Raw genomic sequence first — 26,173 nt, 5'->3', positions numbered from 1 at the left:
GGGGGGGGGGGGGGGGGGGGGGCGGGGGGGCCCCCGGGCCGCGCCCCCCCCCCCCCCCCCCCCCCCCCCACGAGGATGATGGCGCTTATTCCATCTCGATGATCACCTGCTCCTGCCACTTCTGCGGCAGGGCCTTGGAGGTCGCTTCCCAGGCTTCGGCGTTCTTGATCGGCTGGGCGGCCTTGTACTGCTCGTTGGGCAGCAGCTTGGCCTGCACGTCCGCAGGCAGCTTCAGGTGCTCGGCGCGGATCGGCCGGGCGTGGCCGATGGCCAGGTTGGTCTGTCCGGCATCGCTGAAGATGTACTCACGGGCAAGCTTGGCCGCGTTCGGGTGCTTGGCGTACTTGTTGATGATGGTGGTGTAGCCGGAGGTGATCGAGCCGTCCGACGGAATCAGCACTTCGAAGCGTTTCGGGTCGATCTGGTCGCGGTAGCTCAGGCCGTTGAAGTCCCACACCACGCCCACTTCCACCTCGCCCTTCTCGAGGGTCTGGATGGTCGGGTTGGCCAGCGACAGGCGCTTCTGCTGGGCCAGCTTGGTGAACAGCTGCAGGCCCGGCTCGATGTTGCTTTCGTCGCCCTTGTAGGCGATGGCGGCGGCGAGCACGCCATTGGCGGCCTGGGCGGCGGTGCCGACGTCACCGATGGCGACCTTGTACTTGCCCTTTTCCAGGTCGTGCCAGGTGGTTGGGCGTTCGCCTTCCTTGACCAGGTCCTTGTTGATGATGAAGGCGATGGTGCCGGTGTAGGCCAGCGCCCAGTGGCCGTCCTGGTCCTTGGCCCACGCCGGCACCTGGTCCCAGGTGCTCGGCTTGTAGGCCTGGGTGACGCCCTTGGCGACCGCGATCGGGCCGAAGGCGGCGCCGACGTCGCCGATATCGGCGCTGGCGTTGTCCTTCTCGGCGTCGAACTTGGCGATCTCCTGGGCCGAGCTCATGTCGGTGTCGCTGTGCTTGAGGCCGTACTTCTTGGCCAGGTCTTCCCAGGTGCCTTTCCAGTTGGCCCAGGCATCGGGCATGCCCACGCTGTTGACGGTGCCTTCCTTGCGGGCGGCGTCTTCAAGGGCCTTGAGGTCCTGGGCCATGGCCGAGGTGCAAAAAGCGATGGCCGAACCGAGCAGTGACGCCATGAACAACTTTTTCATCCGAAGCTCCTTTGGTGGGTGCCTTGCATTCGTTGTTATGAACAGAAGCGGTGCTTGCGAACCCTTGGTCTAGGTCAGCAAACCTTGAGCCAAGGTAGGCCTGTTGCGTGACAGTTTGATGTAAGGAGAGGGCGCGGGTGGCAGGCCGATGGCTCTGGGAATACAGCGTAGACCACATCGAAAGCCTTGAATCGCGTGGCCTGGCCCGGATCTGGCAAGTCCCTGGGCGAGGCTTTGTCACAGGATGTTCATCAGCCATGCCTAGGCTTGTAGCCATCGCCACATGCCCTGTTATGGGGCTGGACTAGTCCAGATAGGTAACCTTTGATGCAAGCGACGCCACCGCGCGCGGTAACAGCCATCTGCCATGCCCTGCAGGAGCAGATCGAACACGGCCTGCTGGCCCCCGGCGGCAAGCTGCCGGCCGAGCGCAGGCTCAGCGAAGTGTTCGACACCACGCGCATCACCCTGCGCGAGGCGCTGGTGCAGCTGGAGGCCCAGGGGCTGATCTACCGCGAGGAGCGCCGTGGCTGGTTCGTCGCGCCCGAGCGGCTGACCTACGACCTGATCGAGCGCAGCCATTTCCATGCGATGGTCCGCGACCAGGGGCGGGTACCGAGCACCGAGTTGTTGTCGGCGCGCCTGCAGCCGGCCTCGGCGTCGATCTGCGCGCGCCTGCGCCTGCCGGCGTTGTCCAGCGTGGTGCGGATCTGCCGTTTGCGGCGCATCGACGGCAGGGCGGTGCTGTATGCCGAGCACTACCTCAACCCGCGCTACTTCCCGAAGATTCTTGAGCTGGACCTGGCACGGTCGCTGACCGAGATCTACGCGCGGGAGTACGCCATTCACTATGGGCAGGTGTGTTTCGAGATCCTGCCGACCGCGTTGCCGGTGGCGGCGGCGGGGGCGCTGAAGGTCTCGGCGGGCAGTCCGGGCTTGCATATCACCCGGGTCAACAGTGACCAGCATGGGCATCTGATCGACTGTGACCTGGAATATTGGCGCCACGATGCGATCCGCATCCGTGCCCAGGCGGGATAAGGTGTTGGATTCTTCGCGGGTAAACCCGCTCCCACAGGGACCCCACAATTTTCGAATGTGTGGCAATCCTGTGGGAGCGGGTTTACCCGCGAAAGGGCCCTAACTGGAGGACCCGGTTTCCGCCATCTGGCCCCCTCCGGCCGTCACCACCTGCACCGACAACCGCGGCGTCGCCAGGTCCAGCCCCGCCTCGTCCAGCTGCCGCTTCAACGCCAGGTTGAACGCCCGCGACACCTCCCACTGCTTGATCGGTGCGGTCTTGAACCGCGCCCGCAGGATCGCCGAACCCGACTCGAAACTCTCCACCCCCTGCAGCTCCAGCGGCGACCAGATGTTGCGGCGCATCAGCGGGTCGTTGCGCAACTTCTGCCCCACTTCGCGGATCAGCGTGATGGCCTGGTCGATGTTCATGCTGTGCGGAATGGCCACGCGGAAGATCGCATAGCCGAACTCCCGCGAGTAGTTCTTGATGCTCTTGATCTCGCTGAACGGGATGGTGTGCACGATGCCGTCGATGTCCCGCAGGCGCACGGTGCGGATGGTCAGGCCCTCGACCGTGCCCAGGTGGCCGCCGACGTCGACGTAGTCGTCGATCGCCAGCGAGTCCTCGATGATGATGAACAGCCCGGTGATCAGGTCGGCCACCAGCGACTGGGCGCCGAAACCGATGGCCAGGCCGATGACGCCGGCACCGGCCAGCAGCGGGGTGACGTTCATGCCCATGTTGGCCAGGGCGACGATCACCGCGATGATGAAGATCACCACGAACATCACGTTGCGGATCAGCGGCATCATGGTCTGCGCCCGGGCGTTGGCCAGGCCCCGGCGCGAGCGCACCAGGGCATGGTGCACGGCGGTGTCGGCGAGGATCCACACCAGCCAGGCGACGATCAGCGTGCCGGCCAGGCCCAGCAGGCGCAGGCTGACCTCATGGCCGTCGCCTTCGGCGAAGCTGATCATCGAGCGACCCCACACACGCAGGCCCAGTTCGATGAACACCAGCCAGATGAACAGGTGCACCAGCACGTAGCCGAAGTTGCGCAGGCGTTCGGTGTAGACCGCCTGGCGCTTGTTGGCGCGCCTGGGCTTGGCGGCGTGGCGTCGGACCAGGCCGTTGAGCACCATGCACACCACCACCAGCACCGTGCACATCAGCGATTGGCGCAGGGCGGTGCTGGTGTCGCCGGCGGAGACGAAGGTGGCGAACAGCGAGATCGCCACCAGGATCAGCGCCGGGACGTACCAGAAACTGCCGAGCAGCTCGATGGTGTCGCTCAGGGTGCGCCGGGTCAGTCGTCGGGACAGGGGCTGGTTGCGGATCAGGTGGGCGATCGGGCGGCGAAAGCGCAGGATGAACAGCCCGGTGCACAGCGCGGCGACGACATTGGCCAGGGTGGCCAGGGCGTGGGCCAGGTGGCTGCCCAGCGCGGTGGTCAGGCGCGGGTCGCTCATCGCCTCGCCGAACGCGGCGAAGCTGCCGATCAGCCACAGCGGGCGGAATGCCTGGTGGCGCAGGATGTGCAGGGCGCGGTGGCGATGCGGGCCGTCGAGCAGCGAGAAGGCGATCACGCAGATCGCCGAGAACAGCGTGCCGACCACCAGCGCGTAGGCCAGCACCATGGCCATCGACTTGCCCAGCGAGGAGGGCAGGGCGAAGCTCAGGTACACGGTGAACACCAGCGCCACCAGCCACGGTCCCAGCTTGCGCAGGGCGAAGCGCACCAGGTCCCAGGTACGTGGGTGCTGGGGCAGTTCCTCGGTCAGGCCGAAGCGCAGGCGCACGCGGTGGCCGATCCAGTTGAAGGTGTAGGCCAACAGGCTCCAGACCAGGATCACCCCGGCAAAGCCGAACAGGATCGCCGGCCACTGGTGCACCGGCACCACCAGCGCGGCCAGCTCGTCCTGCGCCTGGTCGATTTCCAGCGACCAGCGCTTGAACGGGCTGGCATCGCCGCTGAACTGCTGCTCGAAATCGTGCAGGGCGCCGCCGATCAGCCCGAGCACGCCCTGCTCGACGGTGGGTTGCGATTGTTTGGTGGCGTCGCGCAGCTTCTTCAGGTCGGCCAGCAGCTTGGTCCGTTGCTGGTCGTTCTCCAGGTTCTTGATCACCTCGTCCAGCGACTTGCCCAGCGGTTCGCTGGCTTCGGGCTGGGCGGGTGTGCTGGAGCCGAGCAGGCCGGGCAGGCCGGCGGCGTGCGCCGGGGTGACGAACAGCAGGAACAGCAGCGTGATGCAACGCAGGAGGGCTGGCACCGGAAACTCTACCTCAGGTCAAACGTTTGCCCGAGTGTAGTGGTTTACGACGGCAGTTTCTCGAGGATCTTCCAGCAGGTGAGGCCGAAGATGCCGAGGGTGCCGATCCACATCATCAGCACGCCGACATTGCGCTCGCGCAGGCTGAAGCCGATGGTCAGCAGCATCAGGAACAGGAACACCGGCACGAAGAGGGAGAGGAAGGGGGATGACATGGACGGCAATCCTTTTGCTGTGGGGCATGTCTTAAGCATAGCGGGTTGCGCGCGGAGGGCGTTGATCCGGGACAGTTGCGTCGCCTGTGCCGGCCTCTTCGCGGGTGAATCGCATCGGCGCACCGCCACTCCCACAGGAATATCACTGGGCTCAATAACAATGATATCCCTGTGGGAGTGGCGGTGCGCCGATGCGATTTACCCGCGAAGAAGGCGACTCGGTCTCAGGGCAGTTCGCGACTGCGGTAGAACGCGCTGAGCACCTTCACCAGGTGTGCCAGGTCATGGCTGCCGCACAGCTCGCGGATCGAGTGCATGGCGAAGGTCGGCAGGCCGATGTCGACCGTGCGCACGCCCAGGTGGCTGGCGGTGATCGGGCCTATGGTCGAGCCGCAGCCCATGTCGCTGCGCACCACGAAGCTCTGCACCGGTACTTCCTCGGCCATGCACAGGTGGCGGAAGAAACCGGCGGTTTCGCTGTTGGTGGCGTAGCGCTGGTTGTTGTTGACCTTGATCACGGGGCCGGCGTTGAGCTTGGGGCCGTGGTTGCCGTCGTGCTTGTCGGCGTAGTTGGGGTGCACGCCGTGGGCGTTGTCGGCCGAGACCATCAGCGAGCGCTGGATGGTGCGCACGTATTCGTCGCCCTCGGGCAGCAGGCGCTGCAGGGTCTGCTCGAGCATCGGGCCGTCGGCGCCGCAGGCCGAGCACGAGCCGACTTCCTCGTGGTCGTTGCACACCAGCACGCAGGTCTCGTCGCTGTCGGCACCCAGCAAGGCCTGCAGGCCGGCATAGCATGACAGCAGGTTGTCCAGGCGGGCGGCGGCGATGAAATCGCCGTTCAGGCCGATCAGCGCGGCGTCCTGGGTGTCGTAGAAGCTCAGCTCGTAGTCCAGCACCACGTCGGCATTGAGGTCGTGCTCGCGGGCCAGCTGCTCGGTGAGCAGGGCGCGGAAGTCGATGCGCTCGTCGCCGGCCACCTGGGCCAGGATCGGCGGCAGCTCGGTCTGCGGGTTGATCTGCCAGCCTTCGTTGGCGGTGCGGTTGAGGTGGATCGCCAGGTTCGGGATCACCGCGATCGGCAGCTTGAAGTCGATCAGCTGGCTCTCGACCTTGCCGTCACGGCGGAAGGTGACCCGCCCGGCCAGCGACAGGTCGCGGTCGAACCAGGGCGCGAGCAGGGCGCCGCCGTACACTTCCACGCCCAGTTGCAGGAAGCCCTGGCGTTGCAGCTCGGGCTGCGGCTTGACCCGCAGGCACGGGCTGTCGGTGTGGGCGCCGACCATGCGGATGCCGCCCAGCAGCGGCGAGAGCTTGCCGAGCTTGATGGCGATGATCGAGGAATCGTTGCGGGTCACGTAGTAGCGACCACCGGGCACGGTGGCCCAGCTGTCGCGTTCGTCCAGGCGCTGGTAACCGGCGGCCTCGAGGCGCTGCGCGAGGCTGGCGGTGGCATGGAAGGGCGTCGGGGAGGCCTTGAGGAATTCGATCAGGCCGGCGTTCAGGGCATCGCGCATAAGTCACTCCAGACAGCAGTGGCGCGAGTTTAGCGTAAATACTCGAAAATTTGTGTCGGCCTCTTCGCGGGCAAGCCCGCTCCCACAGGGACCGCGCAGATTTCAAGTTAGGCACTCTCCTGTGGGAGCGGGTTTACCCGCGAAGAATCCAGCGCCGATGGATCAGAACGGTGCCGGACACTCGAACTTCAACCGCTCACCCGAAACCGGATGGGTAAAGCTCAGCATCGACGCATGCAGGCACAGCCGCTCATGGGCCGCCAGCGCCTCGGGGTTGGCGTACAGTCGGTCGCCCAGCAGCGGGTGGCCGATCGACAGCATATGCACGCGCAACTGGTGCGAGCGTCCGGTGATCGGTGTCAGCTCGACCCGGCAATGATCGCCACAGCGCTCGACGATGCGCCAGAAGGTCAGGGCGTGCTTGCCCTGTTCATGGTCGACCACATGACGCGGCTTGGTCGGCGGGTCGTAGCGCAGCGGCAGGTCGATGCTGCCGCTGTCCAGGGTCGGTTGGCCCCAGCACAGCGCGGTATAGGCCTTTTCCGTCTCGCGGTCGTGGAACTGGCGCGACAGCTCGCGGTGGCTGTCGGCGTCGCGGGCGAGCAGGATGATCCCCGAGGTTTCCCAGTCCAGGCGGTGGACGATCAGGGCATCCGGGTAGCCGTTTTCCTGCAGGCGGGTGATCAGGCAGTCCTTGTTGTCCTCGGCGCGGCCCGGCACCGACAACAGCAGGGTCGGTTTGTTGATCACCAGGATGGCGGCGTCTTCGTGAAGGATCTGGATGTTCGACAGCGGCATTGCAGGTTCTCTATAGACAATCGGGGCCGCTTTGCGGCCCTTTCGCGGCACAAGGCCGCTCCTACAGGGGGCAGGGCCTGTGTAGGAGCGGCCTTGTGCCGCGAAAGGGCTGCAAGGCAGCCCCAGGATCAGCCGGAAGTGCTTGAATCAGCGATCAGGCAAAGTGATGTTCAGTTCCAGAATCGAGCAACTGCCCTGGTTTTCCAGCTCGATCTGCACGTCATCGTTGCCGATATTGACGTACTTGCGGATCACCTCGACCAGCTCCTTCTGCAAGGCTGGCAGGTAGTCCGGGGTGCTGCGCTGGCCACGCTCGTGCGCCACGATGATCTGTAGACGCTCTTTCGCTACCGACGCGCTGCTCTGTTTCTGTCTGCCACGAAAGAAGTCAAAAAGGTTCATGGTTTATTTGCCTCCAAACAGGCGCGCGAAGAATCCTTGCTTCGGCACTTCGATGAACCGCAGCGGCTTTGGCTTGCCCAGCAGGCGGTCGACGGTGTCGCTGTAGGCCTGGCCGGCATCGCTCTGGTCGTCAAGGATGACCGGGATGCCCTGGTTGGAGGCCTTGAGTACGGCTTGGGATTCGGGAATCACACCCAGCAATTCGACCGAGAGGATTTCCTTGACGTCTTCGACGCCAAGCATTTCGCCTTTCTCGACGCGCTCCGGGTGATAGCGGGTGATCAGCAGGTGTTCCTTGATCGGGTCGTCACCTTGCTCGGCACGGCGCGACTTGCTGGACAGCAGGCCGATCATGCGGTCGGAGTCACGCACCGACGAGACTTCCGGGTTGGTCACGACAATGGCTTCGTCGGCGAAGTACATCGCCAGGTGAGCACCTTTTTCGATACCGGCCGGCGAGTCGCAGACCACGAACTCGAACTGCTCCTTGAGCTCCATCAGGACCTTTTCGACGCCTTCCTTGGTCAGGGCGTCCTTGTCGCGGGTCTGGCTGGCGGCCAGGACGAACAGGTTCTCGAGGCGCTTGTCCTTGATCAGGGCCTGTTGCAGGTTGGCTTCGCCATTGACCACGTTGACGAAGTCGTACACCACGCGGCGTTCGCAGCCCATGATCAGGTCGAGGTTACGCAGGCCGACGTCGAAGTCGACGATGACAGTCTTGTGCCCGCGCAGCGCGAGGCCGGTACCGATAGCGGCGCTGGTGGTGGTCTTGCCCACACCCCCCTTGCCGGAAGTAACCACGAGAATCTTGGCCAAGGTGTTTCACCCCTAAATAATCGGGACAGGCGTCCCTGCAAATACAAAAAACGGCAACTGGAAAAAAGTTGCGCTAAAAATGCCGGCAAGTATCCGTTAAAGACGGGTGATGTTCAACACGTCGCCGGACAGGCTGACCTGCACGCCCGATCCCCACAGCGGGTCGCGGCGCAGGTCTTCGCAGACTTTGTACTGGCCGGCGATCGAGACCATTTCCGCGGTCATCTGCAGGCAGAAGATGCGCGCCTTGGTATTGCCTTTGATACCCGCCAAGGCACGGCCGCGCATGGCGCCGTACACATGGATGTTGCCATCGGCGAGAAGTTCCGCGCCGGGGCTGACGGAGCCCGTGACCACGAGGTCGCCGCCCTGGGCGTAGATCTGCTGGCCGCCGCGCACGGTCGAGGTGATGATCCGCGTCGGGCGTACCTCGGGTTCGGCCGGTGCCGCTGGTGGAGCGGGTGCAGGCTCGGGCGTCTTCACTTCCGGCTCGGGTTCCAGCGGGCGTTCGCGGGCCCCGGACGGCGGCAGCACCGGCAGGTCGATGGCGATCGCCGCGGCGATGTCCTCGATGCGGCTGGCACGGATCGCCAGGGTGCGCAGGCCATGATGACGGCAGATGCGCATCAGCCCGGGCAGGTCGATGGCGCCCGAGTCATGGGGCAGCTTGTCCAGGGCCAGCACCAGCGGGGTGTTGCTGAAGAAATTCGGCGCCTGCGCCACCTTCGCCGCTAGCTGGCGGTCGAGGGATTCGAGGTCGTTGCGCGCCAGTTCCAGCACGGTGATGGCAAGCATGCTGCCCTTGAGCTGGAACACGGGGGCGTTGTCGGGTGTCTGGTTGGGGCTCATGGTCTGCATAGACGGCTTGTTGCGAAAAAAGTGCCCTGACTTATAGCGATAAGACCGATTGCCCGCAACCGATGTAGAATGCCGGGCTCATGTCTTGCCGGAAGCTTCAATGGAACGCCCGCGTTTTCGATCCTCTTTCCTCCACCCGCGATTCTGGGGCCTGTGGCTGGGCCTGGGCCTGCTGTGGCTGGTCGCCCAGCTGCCGTACCGCGCCCTGCTGGGGCTGGGTCGCGCCCTGGGCGCGGTGATGTACCGGGTGGCCGGCGAGCGCCGGCGCATTGCCGCGCGCAATCTCGAACTGTGTTTCCCCGAACTGTCCGGCGACGAACGGCAACGCCTGCTCAAGGAAAACTTCGCCTCCACCGGCATCGCCTTCTTCGAGATGGCCATGAGCTGGTGGTGGCCAAAGGCCCGTCTTGCACGCCTGGCCCACATCGAGGGCATCGAGCACCTGCAGGCCGCCCAGCGCGAAGGCGAGGGCGCCATCCTCATGGCCGTGCACTTCACCACCCTGGAGATCGGCGCCGCGCTGCTGGGCCAGGCCCACACCATCGACGGCATGTACCGCGAGCATGGCAACCCGGTGTTCGACTTCATCCAGCGCCGTGGCCGCGAGCGCCACAACCTCGATTCGCTGGCCGTGGAGCGTGATGACGTGCGCGGCATGCTCAAGCTGCTGCGCAAGGGCCGGGCGATCTGGTACGCGCCGGACCAGGACTATGGCGCCAAGCAGAGCATCTTCGTGCCGCTGTTCGGTATCCCCGCAGCCACCGTCACGGCCACCACCAAGTTCGCCCGGCTGGGCAAGGCCCGGGTGATTCCGTTTACCCAGCGACGGCTTGAGGACGGCAGCGGCTATCGTCTGGTGGTGCACCCGCCGCTCGAGGACTTCCCCGGCGAAACCGAGGAAGCCGACTGCCTGCGTATCAACCAGTGGGTCGAGGGCGTGCTGCGCGCGTGTCCCGAGCAGTACCTGTGGGCGCACCGGCGCTTCAAGTCGCGGCCCGAGGGCGAGCCACGGCTGTACGACAAGAAGAAACGCTGACTGTTGTGAGAGCAGGCCCGGCCTCTTCGCGGGTAAACCCGCTCCCACAGAGGCTGGGCAAGCGCTGAGCTTGATGCTGTGCCTGTGAGAGATGAGCAACGGCGGTATGACAAGAAGAAGGGCTGGCTGTTGCTATAGCAGGGCCGGCCTCTTCGCGGGCAAGCCCGCTCCCACAGGGGGTATGTATATGCTAAGGCCGGCACTGTACCTGTGGGAGCGGGTTTACCCGCGAAGAGGCCAGACCTGTCAACTATGATCCAGGAAGGAAGCATGTCCCCAACCACCGGCCTGATCCTCTCCGGCGGCGGCGCCCGCGCCGCCTACCAGGTTGGCGTGCTGGCCGGCATCGCCGAGCTGCTGCCCCCTGGGGCGGCGAACCCCTTTCCGGTGATCGTCGGTACCTCCGCCGGCGCCATCAACGCCGTCAAGCTGGCCAGCGGCGCCACCCGCTTCGCCGAATCGGTGCAGCACCTGACCGCCTTCTGGCAGAACTTTCGCAGCCACCTGGTGCTGCGCAGCGACTGGCCCGGGGTGATTCGCCAGGCCAGCCGCTTCGTCGGCCACAGCCTGCTGGGGCTTGGCGGCCAGGTGCCGGTGGCGCTGCTCGACAGCCGCCCGCTGCGCCGTCTGCTGCATGAACACCTGGACCTGGATGGCATCGCCCACTCCCTGGCGGCCAATCAGCTGCGCGCCATTGCCGTGACCGCTTTCGGCTACGAGTCCGGCCAGGCGGTGACCTTCTACCAGGGCCGCGACACCATCGAACCCTGGCTGCGCCACCGGCGCATCGGCATGCCCACGCCGCTGACCATCGACCACCTGCTGGCCAGCTCGGCGATCCCGCTGCTGTTCGCGCCAGTGCGCCTGGGCGATGAGTTCTTCGGCGACGGCGCGGTGCGCCAGTCGGCGCCGATCAGCCCGGCGCTGCACCTGGGCGCCAGCCGCGTGCTGGTGGTCGGCGTCAGTGGCAACCCCCAGCGCCCGGCGCCGCCCTTGCCGACCCAGCGCGTGTTCAGCGGCCAGCAGCCAAGCCTGGCGCAGATCGGCGGGCACATGCTCAACAGCACCTTCATCGACAGCCTCGAGGACGATATCGAGCTGCTGCAGCGGCTCAACCATCTGAGCCACCTGATGCCGGCGCACCTGGACGCCCGGCGCCTGGGGCTGGCGCCGATCGAGGTGCTGGTGGTAGCGCCCAGCCAGCCGCTGGACGAGATCGCCGCCCGTCATCGGCGCGAGCTGCCGGCGGCGCTGAGGCTGTTCCTGCGTGGGCCTGGCGCTACCAAGACCAGCGGCGCGGGGGTGCTGAGCTACCTGCTGTTCGAGGCGAGCTATTGCAGCGAGCTGATCGAACTGGGGCGCAAGGATGCATTGGCCAAGAAGCGGGAGTTGTGTCAGTTCCTGGGATTGCCCGCCTGACCCTGTAGGAGCGGCCTTGTGCCGCGAAAGAGCTGCAGAACAGCCCCAGGATGTGTGCCCATCTCAAGACTGCCGGGGCCGCTTTGCGGCCCTTTCGCGGCGCAAGGCCGCTCCTACAGGGGATCGGGGTTGCCGTTATTCAGCGATCTGCAACTTGCGCGCCTGGGTATACACGTACCGCAGCTTCTCATACTCGAACGGCGAGTTGGTCTGCCCATAGCGGAAGTTGGTGGTGTAGCGCTTGTCCACCGCCCGCAGCACGGTGAGTTCCGGGTGGTCGCTGGCGGTGTCGGGCACGTTCAGGTAGTTGATCTCCTTCTCTCCCACATAGTCGACCACCAGCCCGGTGGTGTCGCGCAGGTTGGATGGCCCGAGGATCGGCAGCATCAGGTACGGCCCGTCCGGCACCCCATAGAAGCCCAGGGTCTGGCCGAAGTCCTCGCTCTGGCGGGGCAGGCCCATCTTGGTCGCCGGGTCCCACAGGCCGCCAACACCGATGATGGTGTTGAACATCAGCCGCGCGGTAATTTCCGCCGAGCGCTTGGGCTTGAGCTGCAGCACGCTGTTGAACAGGTTGGGCACATCACCCAGGTTGTTGAAGAAGTTGCTCACCCCGGTGCGCACGAAGCCTGGGGTGACATAGCGGTAGCCATCGACCACCGGCAGGAACACCCACTGGTCGAAGCGGTAGTTGAAGTGGTAGATGCGCCGGTTCAGCGATTCCAGCGGGTCGTAGATGTTCAGCGCGGCGAGGGTCGAGCGTTCGAACTCGCGCTGGTCCAGGCCGGGGTTGAACTTGAGCTCGCGCAGCGGATCGACGAAACCGTCGGCCTCCACGGTGAGGGTTTCGGTCTTGTCGGCCTCGACCACGCTGGCACGCGGCGCGACTTCCTCGGCCAGGGCGCAGCCGCTGGCGAGCAGGGCGGTGACGAGCAGCAGTCTGTTAACCACGGAAGAACTCCAGCATGGCGTCGCTGTTGACGCGGTAGTTGAGGTTGCCGCAATGGCCGCCATGGGGGTAGAGCGTAAGGCGTTCGCCGAACACCCGGCGCAGGAAACCGATGTCGCCGGGGCCGAGGATCACATCGTCGGCATTGTGCATCACGGCGATCTTGGGGCTGGCGCGCAGGTAGTCCTCCAGTGCGTACAGGCTCACCTGGTCGACCAGCTGCAGCAGGCTGTTGCCGTCGGTGCGCGCTCGCCACATGGGGATTACCTGCTCGGTCAGGTAGCAGTCGAAGTCGCATTGCAGGGCCCGTTTGAAGAAGGGCTCCAGGCTGCTGCCCTCGGTGATCGGGAATTTCGGCGGGATGATCAGGCCGCGGCGGTTGATCAGGTCGGAGGTGAAGGCGATGTCGGCGGCCGAGAAGCGGAACGAGGTGCCGATGAGCATGGCCATCTGTTCGTTGGACAGGTGCTGGCGCGACTTCTGGAAGTCGTACAGCAGCGCTTCGTTGAGGTCGATGTAGCCCTTGTCCTGGAAATACCGGGTGAGCTTCTCCAGCATCAACTCGTAGAACGTGGTGCTGCGGTCGATGCCCTTGACCCGGGTCTGCACCAGCTTGTCCAGGTTGCTGATCGAGGTGTACAGGTTGACCGGTGGGTTGAGCAGCAGGACGCGCTTGAAGTTGAAGCTCTGGCGAGTTTCGTCGAGTTTGCTGACGAATGCCGCATCCAGCGCCCCGAGGCTGTAGCCGGTGAGGTAGTACTCGCTGACCGGCAGGTGTGCCTGCTGGGCGCGCACCGCCTGCATGACCCGGTACAGGTCCTTGGCATCCTCGCTGGTCACCCCGGGGGTAGCGAAGCGCGAGGCGGCGCTCATGAAGTCCCAGCTGGTCGGCGACGACAGCTGCACCACGTGGTAGCCGGCCTGGTAGAACAGCTTCTTCAGGTACTCGTTGATGCTGCTGGAATAGGGCGCGCCGGTACCGGCGATCAGGAAGATCAATGGCGCTTCGTGGTCCTGCCTGGCCAGGCGATAGCGCAGTTTTTTCACCGACCAGAAGTTATCGGGCAGGGTGAACTCGCGCTCCGGGCGCAGGGTGAGGCTGTAGTCGGCCTGGTCGATGTCGTCGTCGCTGGGCAGCGTCGGGCGCTGTTCCGGCGGCGTGGTGGCGATGGTCGCCTCGAACGGGTTGGTCAACGGATAGCCGTAGCTCGCCGCGTCGATATCCCGCGCCGAAGCGGCCGCAGCCATGAGCAGGCCACCCAGCAGGGCGGCGAGGCGCAAAGATCGAAGCATTTATGTCCCCCAGGGAAAACGCAAGGTCGTGCAGTTCGCAGGCTAGGACCACGACAAGTCGGACAAAGTTGCCCGTTGCCCTGTCGTTCGTCGCACAAGATGTTGCCGCGCCGGACAACGTTTGTCTTGTGCAACATAGCTGCAGGGCCATGATTTTGCCTTGTCGCGGCCCCTGGGCGATCATGCAACGTTTCGATTACCGCTATTGGAGATCCGCATGGCGCGTTGGTGGCCGGTCGTTGCCCTGTTGCTGTTCCTGCCGCTGTGGCTCGCGGCCAGTTATGGCGTGCGCTATGGGCTGATGGAGGATGCCCGGTGGGTCGGGCTGTGCAGCGTGCCGGGGGAGGTCTGGCAATGCCAGGTGCGATCGCTGCTGGGGTTGGGGATACATTTCCAGATAATTGCCTGGGGGGCATTGGGGTTGGCGTTGCTCTGCCAACTGGTGCCTGGCCGAGGTGGGTGGTGGCTGGCGGCGCTGGCGCTGTTGTTCGGGATTCCGGCGCTGGTGCTGTATACCGCGAGCATCGCGGTGTTTGCCGTGGTGCTGGCGGGGTTGCGGCTGGTACGGCGCACGGCTTGAGGTCGTATCGCGGGGCAAGCCCGCTCCCACGCTCAAACAAGGCGTTGACCTCAACGTGGGAGCGGGCTTGCCCCGCGATGGGCCATCAGGCTTTGCGCAAGCTGCGCCACAACGCGCCAACCATCAACACGCTGACCACCGCCCAACCCCAGGCCTGTCGATTCGCCAACCCTTCCTGGAACAACTGCGGCGCCACTCCAGCGCCCACGATAAAGGCCAGCAACGCCACCTCCGCCCGCCGCGCCGACACCGGCCGCAGCAGATAGACCACTGCCGGCAGCAGCAGCGCCGCACTGGGGAAGCTGCGATAGCGCGGGTCGAACACCATCGCCAGCATGCTCACCGCCGCGGCGAATCCGGCCGCCAGCAGCCATGTGCCGGCATGCTTTTCCAGCCAGGCGAACAACCGCTGGCGCCAGCCGTCTCTGCGAGCCAGGGCCAGCGCGCCATGGGCCAGCACCAACAGGTTCAAACCGGCCAGGGCCACCGCCCACAGCCATTCCCCGGCAAAGCGGGCATTGGTGCGCATCAGTTCCCCCCACAGCCCGAGGCTGCCGGCGCCCAAGGCCGCCAGCAACGGCAGCAGCAGGGCGGCGCGGCGGCTTGCCGGGCGCCCGGCCAGAGCCAGGGTCGTCAGCATCAGTATCACACTGGCCAATAACCACTGCGGCCACAGCGCCAGGTTGCTCACCGGCCCTTCAAGCACGCCCTTGTCCTGGCGGTCGGCATCGTACAGCCCCCAGTAGCCGCCCACGGCGCCTTCGCTGGCACGCTTCCAGGGCTGGTCGAACGCCTCGATCAGGTTGTAGCGCCAGCCGTTAGCCTCGGCCAGGGCGACGAAGCCGCGGATGAAACGCGCCTCGTTGATCCGACTCGGCTCCGCCGTCTCACGCTGGCGTCCTTCGCTGGGCCAGCCGGTCTCGCCGATCAGGATGTCCTTGGGCGCGAAGCGGTTGCCGAATACCTGGCGCACTTCGGCCACATGGGCCAGCGCCGCATCGATGCCACGTGGATCGTCTTCCCAGTAGGGCAACAGGTGGATGGTGAGGAAGTCCACCGCCGGTGCGATCTGCGGGTGTTGCAGCCAGAACTCCCAGACATCGGCGTAGGTCACCGGCACCTTCACCTGGCTTTTCACTTTCTCGATCAGCCCGGCCAGGCGCTCGCCGGTGATTTCCTTGCGCAGCAGCGCCTCGTTGCCGACGATCACCGCGCTGACCACGTCGGGGTTGGCGTTGGCCGCGGCGATCAGCAATTCGATTTCCTTGTCGGTGTCCACGGGGCTTGAGTTGACCCAGGCACCGAGCATCACCTTCAGGCCATGCTTGCGGGCCAGCGCCGGGATCGCCTCCAGGCCGGTCATCGAATAGGTGCGGATGCACTGGAATCGCTCGCTCAGCAACGCCAGGTCGGCGTCCATGCGCGCCGGGCGCAGGCGAAACGGCTGGTCGAACGGCGACTGGTCCTTGTCGAACGGGGTGTAGGACGCGCACTGCAATTTGTGCGTCGGGCTCGCCGCATCGGGCAGGTGCACCGGCTTGCCGAGGCCGTACCAGAGCGCCCACAGCCCGATGAGGGCGAGCAGGCAGGCGAGCAGGTAAGCAGGCAGGAGCAGTCGGGTGTTACTGGGCATCGGGCGGTCCGTCGGCAAGCACAAAGGGCTAGATGATAGCCGCAAATGACCGGCGCCAAGCCTTTGGCATGCAAGGATCGCGCAGGCCGCTCGGCTGGCATGGCGCTAATGGCACAGTGCTGTCGCTGATCGTTCGCTGGAGGTCGCTGACAGAGCAGGTCGTGCGCGGGGGCAGGTCGATGATGCTCTCTCCAAGACCTGACGAGGGGATGCTTTGATGGCGACTTTTACAAGAGTACGACGTTTCCTGAGTGTGGGCGCCGCCCTGGTATTGACCATGAGCACTGCGCAGGCCATGGCCAAGGAAGTGAGCATCGGTTACGTGGACGGCTGGTCGGACAGCGTGGCCACCACCAACGTGGCCGCCGAGGTGATCAGGCAGAAACTCGGCTATGACGTGAAGCTGCAGGCCGTGGCCACCGGGATCATGTGGCAGGGCGTGGCCACCGGCAAGCTCGACGCCATGCTCTCGGCCTGGCTGCCGGTGACCCATGGCGAGTACTGGGCCAAGAACAAGGACAACGTCGTCGACTACGGGCCGAACTTCAAGGATGCCAAGATCGGCCTGATCGTCCCCGAGTACGTCAAGGCCAGCAGCATCGCCGACCTCAAGACCGATGCCAGCTTCAAGAACAAGATCGTCGGCATCGATGCCGGCTCCGGGGTCATGCTCAAGACCGAGCAGGCCATCAAGGACTACGACCTGACCGGCTACAAACTGACGGCCAGCTCCGGCGCGGCGATGACCGCCGAGCTGGGCCGCTCCTACAAGAAGAACGAGTCCATCGCCGTGACCGGCTGGGTACCGCACTGGATGTTCGCCAAGTGGAAACTCAAGTTCCTTGAGGACCCCAAGGGCGTGTACGGCGCCGCCGAAACGGTCAACAGCATCGGCAGCAAGGAACTGGCGAGCAAGGCGCCGGAAGTGGCCGAGTTCCTGAAGAAGTTCCAGTGGCAGTCCAAGGATGAGATCGGCGAGGTGATGCTGGCGATCCAGGAAGGCGCCAAGCCCGAGGCCGCTGCCAAGGACTGGGTGGCCAAGCATCCGGAGCGGGTCAAGGAGTGGACCGGCAAGTAACCTCGCCGTAGAGGCCAGTGCGACCATTTCGCGGGTAAACCCGCTCCCACAGGATCACCACAAACTTGAACATTGTGGCTTACCTGTGGGAGCGGGTTTACCCGCGAATGCCCCTACTCGGGTTTTGGTTGTTGCGAAAACTGTAAAACACCGTTGCATCTAAGACTAAGGTCGTCTGGTTGGCGTCCAGCGGCAGCATAAAGTTGGAGTCGGGTTATCCCTACTCTGTGCTGCTAGGACAAAAACAATGAACGACAGCATTTACCAATCGATACAGAACAGTCCGCGCTTCAAGGAACTGGTTACCAAGCGCGAGCGCTTCGCCTGGATTCTCTCGGCGATCATGCTCGGCCTTTACTGCGCCTTCATCCTCCTCATCGCCTATGGCCCGCACGTGCTGGGCGCCAAGCTCAGCCCCGAGTCGTCGATCACCTGGGGCATTCCCCTGGGCGTCGGCCTGATCCTCTCGGCCTTCGTGCTCACCGCGCTCTACGTGCGTCGCGCCAACGGCGAGTTCGATGAACTGAACAAGGCCATTCTCGAGGAGGCCAAGCAATGATCCGTCACGCCAAAACCCTGGCCGTCCTGGCCTGCGGCGCTTTCGCACCCGCCGTGTGGGCCGCCGATGCCCTGACCGGCGAGGTGCAGAAACAGCCGCTGAACGTCTCGGCGATTGCCATGTTCGTGGCCTTCGTCGCCTTCACCCTGGGCATTACCTACTGGGCCTCCAAACGCAACAAGTCGGCGGCCGACTACTACGCCGCCGGCGGTAAGATCACCGGCTTCCAGAACGGCCTGGCGATTGCCGGTGACTACATGTCGGCGGCCTCGTTCCTGGGTATTTCCGCACTGGTGTTCACCTCGGGCTACGACGGCCTGATCTACTCCATCGGCTTCCTGGTCGGCTGGCCGATCATCCTGTTCCTGATCGCCGAGCGCCTGCGCAACCTGGGCAAGTACACCTTCGCCGACGTGGCCTCGTACCGCCTCGGGCAGAAGGAGATCCGCACCCTGTCGGCCTCCGGTTCGCTGGTGGTGGTGGCGTTCTACCTGATCGCGCAGATGGTCGGTGCCGGCAAGCTCATCGAGCTGCTGTTCGGCCTGGACTACCACGTGGCGGTGATCCTGGTGGGCATCCTGATGTGCCTGTACGTGCTGTTCGGCGGCATGCTCGCCACCACCTGGGTGCAGATCATCAAGGCGGTGCTGCTGCTGTCCGGTGCCAGCTTCATGGCGCTGATGGTGATGAAGCACGTGGGCTTTGACTTCAACACCCTGTTCTCCGAGGCGATCAAGGTGCATGCCAAGGGCGAGGCGATCATGAGCCCGGGCGGCCTGGTCAAGGACCCGATCTCGGCGTTCTCGCTGGGCCTGGCGCTGATGTTCGGCACCGCCGGTCTGCCGCACATCCTGATGCGCTTCTTCACCGTCAGCGACGCCAAGGAAGCGCGCAAGAGCGTGCTGTACGCCACCGGCTTCATCGGCTACTTCTACATCCTGACGTTCATCATCGGCTTCGGCGCGATCCTGCTGGTCAGCACCAACCCCGACTTCAAGGACGCCGCCGGCGCCCTGATCGGCGGCAACAACATGGCGGCGGTGCACCTGGCCGATGCCGTGGGCGGCAGCGTGTTCCTCGGCTTCATCTCGGCGGTGGCCTTCGCCACCATCCTGGCGGTGGTCGCCGGCCTGACCCTGGCCGGTGCCTCGGCGGTGTCCCATGACCTGTATGCCAGCGTCTGGCGCAAGGGCAAGGCCAACGACAAGGACGAGATCCGCGTGTCGAAGATCACCACCATCGCCCTGGGCGTGCTGGCGATCGGCCTGGGTATCCTGTTCGAGAAGCAGAACATCGCCTTCATGGTCGGCCTGGCCTTCTCCATCGCCGCCAGCTGCAACTTCCCGGTGCTGCTGCTCTCGATGTACTGGAAGAAACTGACCACCCGCGGCGCCATGATCGGCGGCTGGATGGGCCTGGTCAGCGCGGTGGGCCTGATGGTCCTGGGCCCGACCATCTGGGTGCAGATCCTCGGTCACGAGAAAGCCATCTACCCGTACGAGTACCCGGCTTTGTTCTCGATGATCATTGCCTTCGCCGGCATCTGGTTCTTCTCGGTCACCGACAAGTCCAAGGCTGCCGAGAACGAGCGCGCGCTGTTCTTCCCGCAGTTCGTCCGTTCGCAGACCGGCCTTGGGGCCAGCGGGGCGGTTTCCCACTGATCCTGGTTGTTGCCTGAACGAAAACGCCCCGGCTTGCCGGGGCGTTTTCGTTCAACAGGGAGCCAGCTGCAATGGCTGGCTCAGATCCGACCGAGCAGCAACAGGATCAACAACACCACCAGCACCACGCCGATGATGCCGGAAGGACCGTAGCCCCAACTGCGCGAGTGCGGGAAGACCGGTAAGCCACCGACCAGCAGCAGGATCAGGATGATGATGAGGATCGTGGTCATGATGGAGTCCTTGCGTAGTTGAGGGTCAAGGGCCTCGGAATGCTGGGCGCTTACTGTTCCGACCGTTGGCGGTGGGCAAAGATTCCATCGGTTGTGCAGGCCCCGGGTGGATGAATCCTCATTCAGCATTCTGATGCTGCACCGCTGTGGCCCGCGTTCTGGCTAGACTCCAGGCCAATCCCACTGTTCAAGGCAGCTGACCATGCACAACCGAATGATGATCACTGGCGCCGGCTCCGGCCTTGGTCGCGAGATCGCCCTGCGCTGGGCCCGCGATGGCTGGCGCCTGGCCTTGGCCGATGTCAATGAAGCGGGCCTGCGCGAGACCTTGGAGCTGGTGCGTGGCGCCGGTGGTGACGGCTTCATCCAGCGCTGCGACGTGCGCGACTACAGCCAGCTCACCGCCCTGGCCCAGGCCTGCGAGGAGAAGCTCGGCGGCATCGACGTGATCGTCAACAATGCCGGGGTGGCGTCGGGCGGGTTCTTCGCCGATTTGTCCCTGGAGGACTGGGACTGGCAGATCGCGGTCAACCTGATGGGCGTGGTCAAGGGCTGCAAGGCGTTCCTGCCGCTGCTCGAGCGCAGCCGTGGGCGGATCATCAATATTGCCTCCATGGCCGCCCTGATGCAGGGGCCGGGCATGAGCAACTACAACGTGGCCAAGGCCGGGGTGCTGGCCTTGTCCGAGAGCCTGCTGGTGGAGCTGCGCCAGGTCGAGGTGGCGGTGCATGTGGTGTGCCCGTCGTTCTTCCAGACCAACCTGCTCGACTCGTTCCGCGGGCCGGATCCGGCGATGAAGGCGCAGGTGGGCAAACTGCTGGAAGGCTCGCCGATCAATGCCGCCGATATCGCCGAGTATATCCATCAGCGGGTTGCGGCTGGCGAGTTCCTGATCCTGCCCCACGAAGCCGGGCGTCAGGCCTGGCAGCTCAAATGCCAGTCGCCCCAGCGGCTGTACGATGAAATGGCGGACATGGCGGTGAAAATGCGGGCGAAGGCACGCAAAGCCGCACATTGAGGGAAGTTTCTGTAGGTTTTTTTACCCTCGCCAGTAGGGCATGTCTATTTATCCGAAGAAGGATTGAGTAGGCCAAAGCTGGCGGGGCAGTCTCCGATTTTCCATTGAGCGGGAGGATCGGAGCATGCTGGTAATCGGACGAGAAGTGGGCGAGGTCATCGTCATTTCCGACAACATCAGGATCCAGGTGATGTCCGTGGAGAACGGCCAGGTCCGTTTCGGCATTTGCGCGCCGCGCGAAGTGGAGGTGCACCGGGTCGAGGTGTACAAACGCATCAAGGCACTGGAGTTGGAGAAGCAGCAGGCCTGAAGGCCGGCTACTCGAAGAGCTCCCGCGGCACGTCATGCTTGGCCAGCAACTGGCACTGCTGGCTGTCCATGTCGAACAGGATGAACGCCTGCCCCTTGGCCAGGGCCTGGCGTACCCGCAGCACGCGGGTTTCCAGTGGGGTGTCGTCGCCGTTGTCGGTGCCGTCGCGGGTGACGAAGTCCTCGATCAGGCGGGTCAGGGTTTCGGCTTCGAGTTGGTCGTAGGGGATCAGCATGGTCTGGGCAGTGGTTGTGGGAATGGGGGCATGCTACGTGAATTTGCAATTCCCTTGTAGGAGCGGCCTTGTGCCGCGAACGGGCCGCAAAGCGGCCCCGGCGATCTTTGATCCAGGGGCCGCTACGCGACCCGTTCGCGGCGCAAGGCCGCTCCTACAGGGATAGGCGTTTGAGCTTAGCCTTTGTTGCCCACCAGGCTGTCCACCGCCGGCACCCGGGTATCGCTTTCCATCTGCGCGTCGTGTTCCAGCTGGTGGCTGAAGCGCTCCAGTGAGGCATTGGCCGGCTGCGAGTCGCTGGCGAACACCGGCGGGCTGAGCAGGTAGGCGCCGAGCAGCCGGCTGAGCGCCGCCAGGCTGTCGATATGGGTGCGCTCGTAGCCATGGGTGGCATCGCAGCCGAAGGCCACCAGGGCGGTGCGGATATCGTGCCCGGCGGTCACCGCCGAGTGGGCGTCGCTGAAGTAGTAGCGGAACAGGTCGCGGCGTACCGGCAAATCAGCATCGCCGGCCAGCTTCAGCAAGTGGCGCGACAGGTGATAGTCGTAGGGACCGGACGAATCCTGCATGGCCACGCTCACCGCGTGCTCGCTGGAGGCCTGCCCCGGCGCCACCGGGGCGATGTCGATGCCGACGAATTCGCTGACGTCCCAGGGCAGGGCGGCCGCGGCGCCCGAGCCGGTCTCCTCGGTGATGGTAAACAAGGGGTGGCAGTCGATCAGTGGCTGACGGCCGCTTTGCACCACGGCCTTGAGCGCCGCCAGCAAGGCCGCCACGCCGGCCTTGTCGTCCAGGTGGCGGGCGCTGATATGGCCGCTTTCGGTGAACTCCGGCAGCGGATCGAAGGCAACGCAGTCACCGATGGCGATCCCCAGCGCCTCGCAATCGGCGCGGGTGGCGCAGTAGGCGTCCAGGCGCACTTCAACGTGTTCCCAGCTGATCGGCATCTGGTCGATGGCGGTGTTGAAGGCGTGCCCGCTGGCCATCAGTGGCAACACGCTGCCGCGGTACACGCCGGTATCGGTGAACACACTGACCCGGCTGCCCTCGGCGAAGCGGCTCGACCAGCAACCCACCGGTGCCAGGGCCAGGCGACCGTTGTCCTGCAACTGGCGCACGCTGGCGCCGATGGTGTCCAGGTGCGCCGAGACGGCGCGGTCGGGCGAGTTCTGGCGGCCCTTCAGCGTGGCGCGTATGGTGCCGCGACGGGTCAGCTCGAAGGGGATGCCCAGTTCGTCCAGGCGCTCGGCGACATAGCGCACGATGGTGTCGGTGAAGCCGGTGGGGCTGGGGATGGCGAGCATCTCCAGCAGCACACGTTTGAGGTAGTCGAGATCGGGTTCGGGGAGTCGTTCGGACATGTCCAGGTCTCCGGTCGGGGTGAAATTTCCAAACTGCGGGCAAGGCCTTTGTAGGAGCGGCCTTGTGCCGCGAAAGGCCCGCAAAGCGGGCCCGGCGATAGATGCAGCGAAGCTGAAATCCTGGGGGCGCTTCGCACCCCTTTCGCGGCACAAGGCCGCTCCTACAAATAACGAGGGGTTGTCAGGCCACAGGTCGGCTATGTGGGAACAACAAATCGACAAAGCGCTCGGCCGTAGGCTGCGGTTCATGATTGGCCAATCCCGCACGCTCGTTGGCCTCGATGATCACGTAGTCCGGATGTTCGGCATCGCGGACCATCAAATCCAGGCCCACCACCGGGATTTCCAGGGCGCGGGCAGCACGCACGGCGGCATCGGCCAGTACCGGGTGCAGGCGCGCGGTGACATCCTCCAGGGTACCGCCGGTGTGCAGGTTGGCGGTGCGGCGCACGGCCAATCGTTGCCCGGCGGGCAGGATGTCGTCGTAGCCCAGCCCCGCGTCCTTGAGCGTGCGCTCGGTCTCTTCGTCCAGTGGAATGCGGCTCTCGCCGCCGGTGGCCACCTGGCGGCGCCGGCTCTGGGCTTCGATCAGCGCACGGAGGCTGTGCTTGCCGTCGCCGATCACCTGGGCCGGATGGCGGATTGCAGCCGCCACCACCTCGTAGCCGATCACCACGATGCGCAGGTCGACGCCTGCATGGAAACTCTCCAGCAGCACGCGGCTGTCGAAGACGCGGGCCTGTTCCACGGCATGGCTCAGCGCTTCAAGCGTGGTGATATTGACCGCCACCCCCTGGCCCTGCTCTCCATCCACCGGCTTGACCACCACCGTGTCGTGCTCGTCGAGGAATGCCTGGTTGTCATCGGCATTGCCCGCCAGTTGCTGCGCCGGTACCTGCAGACCCGCGTTGTACAGGGCTTGGCGGGTCAGACGCTTGTCCTGGCAGAGGGTCATGGTCACGGCGCTGGTCAGGTCGCTCAACGATTCCCGACAGCGGATGCGCCGTCCGCCCAGGGTCAGGGTGAACAGCCCTACACCCGCGTCCTCCACCTGCACCTCGATGCCCCGGCGCAGCGCCTCGTCGACAATGATCCGTGCATAGGGGTTGAGCCCGGCCTCGGGACCGGGGCCGAGGAACAGCGGCTGGTTGATGCCGTTCTTGCGCTTGATGGCGAAGGTCGGCAGGGTACGCAAACCAAGCTTCTTGTACAGCCGCTTGGCCTGGCGGTTGTCGTGCAGCACCGACAGGTCGAGGCAGGCCAGGCCACGGCTCATGAAGTGCTCGATCAGGTGACGCACCAGCACTTCGCCGACGCCCGGGCGGGTGCACTGTGGGTCCACCGCCAGGCACCACAGGCTGCAGCCGTGCTCGGGGTCGTCGAAGGCCTTGCTGTGGTCCAGGCCCATTACGCTGCCGATCACCGCGTGGCTGTCTTCGTCCTCGGCCAGCCAGTACACCGGCCCGCCGAGGTGGCGTGGGGTGAGCAGTTCGGGGTCGACCGGCAGCATGCCGCGGGCCTGGTACAGCGCATTGATCGCCTGCCAGTCCGCCGGTCCTTGCGCCCGGCGAATGCGAAAGCCGCGAAACACGCGCCGCGCCGGCCGGTAGTCGGTGAACCACAGGCGCAGGGTATCCGACGGGTCAAGGAACAGCTGTTGCGGCGCCTGGGCCAGTACCTGCTGCGGGGCGGCGACGTACAGGGCGATGTCGCGCTCGCCGGCCTGCTCTTGCAGCAGCGCTTCGGCCAGGCTGAGCGGATCGGGGTAGGTATGCCCGATCAGCAGCCGCCCCCAGCCGCAATGCACGGCTCGCGGCTGGTCGTGGGGGTCGCTGCCGTCGCCGGCCAGGCGTGCCTGCAAGCGCTCGTAGGACGGCGCCTGGCCGCGCAGCAGGCGCTGGCCATAGGCGATCTCGTGGGCTTTCATCGGTCAGATTCCTTGTTCGCTGAGCCACAGGTTCAGGGCCGCCAACTGCCACAGCTTGGAGCCGCGCAGCGGGGTTAGCTGGCCGTGGGGGTTGCTCAGCAGGCGGTCGAGCATGGCCGGGTCGAACAGCCCGCGATCCTGGCTGGGGTCGGTCAGCAGCTCGCGTACCCAGTCCAGGGTGGCGCCTTGCAGGTGCTTGAGGCCGGGAACCGGGAAATAGCCCTTCTTGCGGTCGATCACTTCGTGGGGAATGACCCGACGCGCCGCCTGCTTGAGCACCTGCTTGCCGCCGTCGGGCAGCTTGAAGCGTGCCGGAATGCGCGCCGACAGCTCCACCAGGCGGTAGTCGAGGAACGGCGTGCGCGCCTCCAGGCCCCAGGCCATGGTCATGTTGTCCACCCGCTTGACCGGGTCGTCCACCAACATCACCGTGCTGTCCAGGCGCAGGGCCTTGTCCACCGCGTCCGGCGCGCCGGGGCGGGCGAAGTGTTCGCGGACGAAGTCGCCGGCCGCGTCGTTGTCCAGGCGCCACGGCGCCTGCACGGTGGCGCGGTATTCGGCGTGGCTGCGGTCGAAGAACGCCTCGCGATAGGCGCCGAAGGCATCCTCGGCGCCGTTCACCTGCGGGTACCAGTGGTAGCCGGCGAATAGCTCGTCGGCGCCCTGGCCGCTCTGCACGCCCTTGCAATGCTTGGCCACCTCCCGCGAGAGCAGGTAGAAGGCGATGCAGTCATGGCTGACCATCGGCTCGCTCATGGCGCGGAAGGCCGCCGGTAACTGTTCGATGATCTCGTGCTCGGCGATGCGCAGCTTGTGGTGGCGGGTGTGGTAGTGCCTGGCGATCAGGTCGGAGTACTGGAACTCGTCACCGCGCTCGCCGCCGGCGTCCTCGAAACCGATGGAGAAGGTCGACAGGTCGTCCACGCCGGCCTCGCGCAGCAGGCCGACCAGCAGGCTGGAGTCGACGCCGCCGGAGAGCAGCACGCCGACGTCCACCGCGGCGCGCTGGCGGATCGCCACGGCGTCGCGGGTGGCATCGAGCACGCGGCTGGTCCAGCCCTCCAGGTCGAGTTCGCGTTCGTCCGGGTTCGGGCCGTAGTGCAGTTGCCACCAGGTCTGGCGCTCGACCTCGCCATGGCGGTCGATGCGCATCCAGGTGCCGGGCTCGAGCTTTTGCACATTGGCCAGCAGGGTGCGTGGCGCCGGTACCACGGCGTGGAAGTTCAAGTAGTGGTTCAGTGCCACCGGGTCGATCACCGGGTCGATATCGCCGCCCTTGAGCAGTGCCGGCAGGGTCGAGGCGAAGCGCAGGCGCTCGCCGTTGCGCGACAGGTACAGAGGCTTGACGCCCAGACGGTCGCGGGCCAGGAACAGGCGCTGGTTGTCGCGCTCCCAGATGGCCAGGGCGAACATGCCGTTGAGCTTGGGCAGCAACGCCGCGCCCCAGGCGTGGTAGCCCTTGAGCAGCACCTCGGTGTCGCCGTTGGACCAGAAGCTGTAGCCCAGGGCTTGTAGCTCCTCGCGCAGTTCGGGGAAGTTGTAGATGGCGCCGTTGAAGGCCAGCGCCAGGCCCAGGGTGTTGTCGACCATGGGCTGGGCCGAGCCGTCGGACAGGTCCATGATCTTCAGGCGCCGGTGGCCGAGAGCGATCGGGCCCTGGCTATGGAAGCCCCAGGCGTCGGGGCCGCGGGGCGCCAGGTGGTGGGTGATGCGCTCCACCGCGGCGAGGTCCGCCGGGCGAGGGGCTTGGTCGATGGGGGTGAAACGTAACTCTCCTGCTAATCCGCACATAAGTCCTTACCGGTTTTGCCGTTGGGGAGGTGTGCCGCGAAGGTGGGCA

25 protein-coding genes are annotated in these 26,173 nt (G+C 65.3%); 9 read left to right on the top strand and 16 right to left on the bottom strand.

Annotation, left to right across the window (positions count from 1 at the left end):
* Window positions 1-85 precede the first annotated feature (85 nt).
* Entirely contained in the window at window positions 86-1,144 is a 1,059-nt protein-coding gene (locus NMG10_RS04170) for an ABC transporter substrate-binding protein (protein WP_050704574.1), read from the bottom strand.
* Window positions 1,145-1,471: 327 nt separating this feature from the next.
* Between NMG10_RS04170 and NMG10_RS04165 the strand changes: the two genes are divergently transcribed.
* Window positions 1,472-2,185 (top strand): UTRA domain-containing protein, encoded by a 714-nt coding sequence (locus NMG10_RS04165; RefSeq protein ID WP_203647658.1) that lies wholly within the window; start codon window positions 1,472-1,474, stop codon window positions 2,183-2,185.
* A 99-nt stretch (window positions 2,186-2,284) separates the two neighbouring features.
* Here the strand turns inward: NMG10_RS04165 and NMG10_RS04160 are convergent, their stop codons facing one another.
* The 7 genes from NMG10_RS04160 to minC form a co-directional block, all read right to left on the bottom strand.
* Entirely contained in the window at window positions 2,285-4,438 is a 2,154-nt protein-coding gene (locus tag NMG10_RS04160; RefSeq protein WP_254463862.1) for a mechanosensitive ion channel family protein, read from the bottom strand.
* Between the two features lie 44 nt (window positions 4,439-4,482).
* Window positions 4,483-4,653 (bottom strand): hypothetical protein, encoded by a 171-nt coding sequence (locus tag NMG10_RS04155; RefSeq protein ID WP_167388396.1) that lies wholly within the window; start codon window positions 4,651-4,653, stop codon window positions 4,483-4,485.
* Window positions 4,654-4,877: 224 nt separating this feature from the next.
* Entirely contained in the window at window positions 4,878-6,167 is a 1,290-nt protein-coding gene (locus NMG10_RS04150) for a M18 family aminopeptidase (RefSeq protein ID WP_203647657.1), read from the bottom strand.
* 162 nt (window positions 6,168-6,329) lie between these two features.
* Window positions 6,330-6,965, bottom strand: coding sequence for an RluA family pseudouridine synthase (locus tag NMG10_RS04145; protein WP_084941741.1), 636 nt, complete (start codon window positions 6,963-6,965; stop codon window positions 6,330-6,332).
* Between the two features lie 147 nt (window positions 6,966-7,112).
* Complete coding sequence (gene minE, locus NMG10_RS04140) at window positions 7,113-7,367, bottom strand: cell division topological specificity factor MinE (protein WP_023631120.1); 255 nt, start codon at window positions 7,365-7,367, stop codon at window positions 7,113-7,115.
* A gap of 3 nt (window positions 7,368-7,370) precedes the next feature.
* Window positions 7,371-8,183, bottom strand: a complete 813-nt coding sequence (minD, locus tag NMG10_RS04135; protein ID WP_203647656.1) for a septum site-determining protein MinD — start codon at window positions 8,181-8,183, stop codon at window positions 7,371-7,373.
* Window positions 8,184-8,279: 96 nt separating this feature from the next.
* A complete protein-coding gene (minC, locus tag NMG10_RS04130; protein ID WP_203647655.1) occupies window positions 8,280-9,041 on the bottom strand; it encodes a septum site-determining protein MinC in 762 nt (253 codons plus the stop codon).
* Between the two features lie 100 nt (window positions 9,042-9,141).
* Here minC and NMG10_RS04125 point away from each other — a divergent pair, with 100 nt between their 5' ends.
* Both NMG10_RS04125 and NMG10_RS04120 read left to right on the top strand, forming a co-directional pair.
* Entirely contained in the window at window positions 9,142-10,077 is a 936-nt protein-coding gene (locus NMG10_RS04125; protein ID WP_203647654.1) for a lipid A biosynthesis lauroyl acyltransferase, read from the top strand.
* Between the two features lie 270 nt (window positions 10,078-10,347).
* On the top strand, window positions 10,348-11,496 hold the full coding sequence (locus NMG10_RS04120; protein ID WP_232856735.1) for a patatin-like phospholipase family protein: 1,149 nt from the start codon (window positions 10,348-10,350) through the stop codon (window positions 11,494-11,496).
* A 135-nt stretch (window positions 11,497-11,631) separates the two neighbouring features.
* On the opposite strand, the gene NMG10_RS04115 is transcribed toward NMG10_RS04120, so the two are convergent.
* The gene (locus tag NMG10_RS04115) at window positions 11,632-12,366 is read right to left on the bottom strand and encodes a VacJ family lipoprotein (RefSeq protein ID WP_232532265.1); all 735 of its coding nucleotides are present in this window, start codon (window positions 12,364-12,366) and stop codon (window positions 11,632-11,634) included.
* A gap of 73 nt (window positions 12,367-12,439) precedes the next feature.
* Window positions 12,440-13,738 (bottom strand): serine/threonine protein kinase, encoded by a 1,299-nt coding sequence (locus NMG10_RS04110; protein WP_203647652.1) that lies wholly within the window; start codon window positions 13,736-13,738, stop codon window positions 12,440-12,442.
* 217 nt (window positions 13,739-13,955) lie between these two features.
* Here NMG10_RS04110 and NMG10_RS04105 point away from each other — a divergent pair, with 217 nt between their 5' ends.
* Complete coding sequence (locus NMG10_RS04105; RefSeq protein ID WP_234560819.1) at window positions 13,956-14,318, top strand: hypothetical protein; 363 nt, start codon at window positions 13,956-13,958, stop codon at window positions 14,316-14,318.
* Between the two features lie 85 nt (window positions 14,319-14,403).
* On the opposite strand, the gene NMG10_RS04100 is transcribed toward NMG10_RS04105, so the two are convergent.
* A complete protein-coding gene (locus NMG10_RS04100; protein ID WP_254463861.1) occupies window positions 14,404-15,951 on the bottom strand; it encodes a beta (1-6) glucans synthase in 1,548 nt (515 codons plus the stop codon).
* A 217-nt stretch (window positions 15,952-16,168) separates the two neighbouring features.
* Between NMG10_RS04100 and NMG10_RS04095 the strand changes: the two genes are divergently transcribed.
* The 3 genes from NMG10_RS04095 to NMG10_RS04085 all read left to right on the top strand — a co-directional run bounded on the left by NMG10_RS04095 (window position 16,169) and on the right by NMG10_RS04085 (window position 19,249).
* A complete protein-coding gene (locus NMG10_RS04095) occupies window positions 16,169-17,029 on the top strand; it encodes a glycine betaine ABC transporter substrate-binding protein (RefSeq protein ID WP_254463860.1) in 861 nt (286 codons plus the stop codon).
* A gap of 247 nt (window positions 17,030-17,276) precedes the next feature.
* On the top strand, window positions 17,277-17,588 hold the full coding sequence (locus NMG10_RS04090) for a DUF485 domain-containing protein (protein WP_110736475.1): 312 nt from the start codon (window positions 17,277-17,279) through the stop codon (window positions 17,586-17,588).
* Entirely contained in the window at window positions 17,585-19,249 is a 1,665-nt protein-coding gene (locus NMG10_RS04085; protein WP_232856443.1) for a cation acetate symporter, read from the top strand. Before NMG10_RS04090 ends, NMG10_RS04085 begins: the two co-directional genes overlap by 4 nt.
* 80 nt (window positions 19,250-19,329) lie before the next feature.
* On the opposite strand, the gene NMG10_RS04080 is transcribed toward NMG10_RS04085, so the two are convergent.
* Window positions 19,330-19,482: a DUF3309 family protein gene (locus NMG10_RS04080; RefSeq protein ID WP_082337667.1), complete on the bottom strand. Its 153-nt coding sequence runs from the start codon at window positions 19,480-19,482 to the stop codon at window positions 19,330-19,332.
* A 202-nt stretch (window positions 19,483-19,684) separates the two neighbouring features.
* Here NMG10_RS04080 and NMG10_RS04075 point away from each other — a divergent pair, with 202 nt between their 5' ends.
* Both NMG10_RS04075 and csrA read left to right on the top strand, forming a co-directional pair.
* On the top strand, window positions 19,685-20,500 hold the full coding sequence (locus tag NMG10_RS04075) for an SDR family oxidoreductase (protein WP_203647647.1): 816 nt from the start codon (window positions 19,685-19,687) through the stop codon (window positions 20,498-20,500).
* A 124-nt stretch (window positions 20,501-20,624) separates the two neighbouring features.
* Window positions 20,625-20,810 carry a carbon storage regulator CsrA gene (csrA, locus tag NMG10_RS04070; RefSeq protein ID WP_203647646.1) on the top strand — a complete coding sequence of 62 codons (186 nt, stop codon included), beginning with the start codon at window positions 20,625-20,627 and terminating at the stop codon, window positions 20,808-20,810.
* A gap of 7 nt (window positions 20,811-20,817) precedes the next feature.
* Here csrA and NMG10_RS04065 read toward each other — a convergent pair whose 3' ends face one another.
* The 4 genes from NMG10_RS04065 to NMG10_RS04050 form a co-directional block, all read right to left on the bottom strand.
* A complete protein-coding gene (locus tag NMG10_RS04065; RefSeq protein ID WP_203647645.1) occupies window positions 20,818-21,045 on the bottom strand; it encodes a YheU family protein in 228 nt (75 codons plus the stop codon).
* Window positions 21,046-21,221: 176 nt separating this feature from the next.
* A complete protein-coding gene (locus NMG10_RS04060; RefSeq protein WP_203647644.1) occupies window positions 21,222-22,406 on the bottom strand; it encodes an osmoprotectant NAGGN system M42 family peptidase in 1,185 nt (394 codons plus the stop codon).
* 181 nt (window positions 22,407-22,587) lie between these two features.
* Window positions 22,588-24,333, bottom strand: a complete 1,746-nt coding sequence (gene ngg / locus NMG10_RS04055; RefSeq protein WP_254463859.1) for an N-acetylglutaminylglutamine synthetase — start codon at window positions 24,331-24,333, stop codon at window positions 22,588-22,590.
* Window positions 24,334-24,336: 3 nt separating this feature from the next.
* A complete protein-coding gene (locus NMG10_RS04050) occupies window positions 24,337-26,124 on the bottom strand; it encodes an N-acetylglutaminylglutamine amidotransferase (protein WP_254463858.1) in 1,788 nt (595 codons plus the stop codon).
* Between the last annotated feature and the right edge of the window lie 49 nt (window positions 26,125-26,173).

The organism is Pseudomonas sp. DVZ6 (genome assembly GCF_024259445.1).
Classification (GTDB): Bacteria; Pseudomonadota; Gammaproteobacteria; order Pseudomonadales; family Pseudomonadaceae; genus Aquipseudomonas; species Aquipseudomonas peradeniyensis.
The sequence above is the reverse complement of the archived record's forward strand: the minus strand, read 5'-3'. Positions and strand labels throughout refer to the sequence as shown.

What these genes read in the sequence shown, in the direction of transcription:
- NMG10_RS04085 (WP_232856443.1), top strand. Translation starts at nt 17,585, where the DNA reads ATGATCCGTCACGCCAAAACCCTGGCCGTCCTGGCCTGCGGCGCTTTC.
- NMG10_RS04060 (WP_203647644.1), bottom strand. Translation starts at nt 22,406, where the DNA reads ATGTCCGAACGACTCCCCGAACCCGATCTCGACTACCTCAAACGTGTG.
- NMG10_RS04170 (WP_050704574.1), bottom strand. Translation starts at nt 1,144, where the DNA reads ATGAAAAAGTTGTTCATGGCGTCACTGCTCGGTTCGGCCATCGCTTTT.
- NMG10_RS04165 (WP_203647658.1), top strand. Translation starts at nt 1,472, where the DNA reads ATGCAAGCGACGCCACCGCGCGCGGTAACAGCCATCTGCCATGCCCTG.
- NMG10_RS04095 (WP_254463860.1), top strand. Translation starts at nt 16,169, where the DNA reads ATGGCGACTTTTACAAGAGTACGACGTTTCCTGAGTGTGGGCGCCGCC.
- NMG10_RS04080 (WP_082337667.1), bottom strand. Translation starts at nt 19,482, where the DNA reads ATGACCACGATCCTCATCATCATCCTGATCCTGCTGCTGGTCGGTGGC.
- NMG10_RS04155 (WP_167388396.1), bottom strand. Translation starts at nt 4,653, where the DNA reads ATGTCATCCCCCTTCCTCTCCCTCTTCGTGCCGGTGTTCCTGTTCCTG.
- NMG10_RS04075 (WP_203647647.1), top strand. Translation starts at nt 19,685, where the DNA reads ATGCACAACCGAATGATGATCACTGGCGCCGGCTCCGGCCTTGGTCGC.
- NMG10_RS04150 (WP_203647657.1), bottom strand. Translation starts at nt 6,167, where the DNA reads ATGCGCGATGCCCTGAACGCCGGCCTGATCGAATTCCTCAAGGCCTCC.
- NMG10_RS04050 (WP_254463858.1), bottom strand. Translation starts at nt 26,124, where the DNA reads ATGTGCGGATTAGCAGGAGAGTTACGTTTCACCCCCATCGACCAAGCC.
- NMG10_RS04125 (WP_203647654.1), top strand. Translation starts at nt 9,142, where the DNA reads ATGGAACGCCCGCGTTTTCGATCCTCTTTCCTCCACCCGCGATTCTGG.
- NMG10_RS04120 (WP_232856735.1), top strand. Translation starts at nt 10,348, where the DNA reads ATGTCCCCAACCACCGGCCTGATCCTCTCCGGCGGCGGCGCCCGCGCC.
- NMG10_RS04105 (WP_234560819.1), top strand. Translation starts at nt 13,956, where the DNA reads ATGGCGCGTTGGTGGCCGGTCGTTGCCCTGTTGCTGTTCCTGCCGCTG.
- NMG10_RS04110 (WP_203647652.1), bottom strand. Translation starts at nt 13,738, where the DNA reads ATGCTTCGATCTTTGCGCCTCGCCGCCCTGCTGGGTGGCCTGCTCATG.
- ngg (WP_254463859.1), bottom strand. Translation starts at nt 24,333, where the DNA reads ATGAAAGCCCACGAGATCGCCTATGGCCAGCGCCTGCTGCGCGGCCAG.
- csrA (WP_203647646.1), top strand. Translation starts at nt 20,625, where the DNA reads ATGCTGGTAATCGGACGAGAAGTGGGCGAGGTCATCGTCATTTCCGAC.
- NMG10_RS04100 (WP_254463861.1), bottom strand. Translation starts at nt 15,951, where the DNA reads ATGCCCAGTAACACCCGACTGCTCCTGCCTGCTTACCTGCTCGCCTGC.
- minE (WP_023631120.1), bottom strand. Translation starts at nt 7,367, where the DNA reads ATGAACCTTTTTGACTTCTTTCGTGGCAGACAGAAACAGAGCAGCGCG.
- minC (WP_203647655.1), bottom strand. Translation starts at nt 9,041, where the DNA reads ATGCAGACCATGAGCCCCAACCAGACACCCGACAACGCCCCCGTGTTC.
- NMG10_RS04090 (WP_110736475.1), top strand. Translation starts at nt 17,277, where the DNA reads ATGAACGACAGCATTTACCAATCGATACAGAACAGTCCGCGCTTCAAG.
- NMG10_RS04065 (WP_203647645.1), bottom strand. Translation starts at nt 21,045, where the DNA reads ATGCTGATCCCCTACGACCAACTCGAAGCCGAAACCCTGACCCGCCTG.
- NMG10_RS04145 (WP_084941741.1), bottom strand. Translation starts at nt 6,965, where the DNA reads ATGCCGCTGTCGAACATCCAGATCCTTCACGAAGACGCCGCCATCCTG.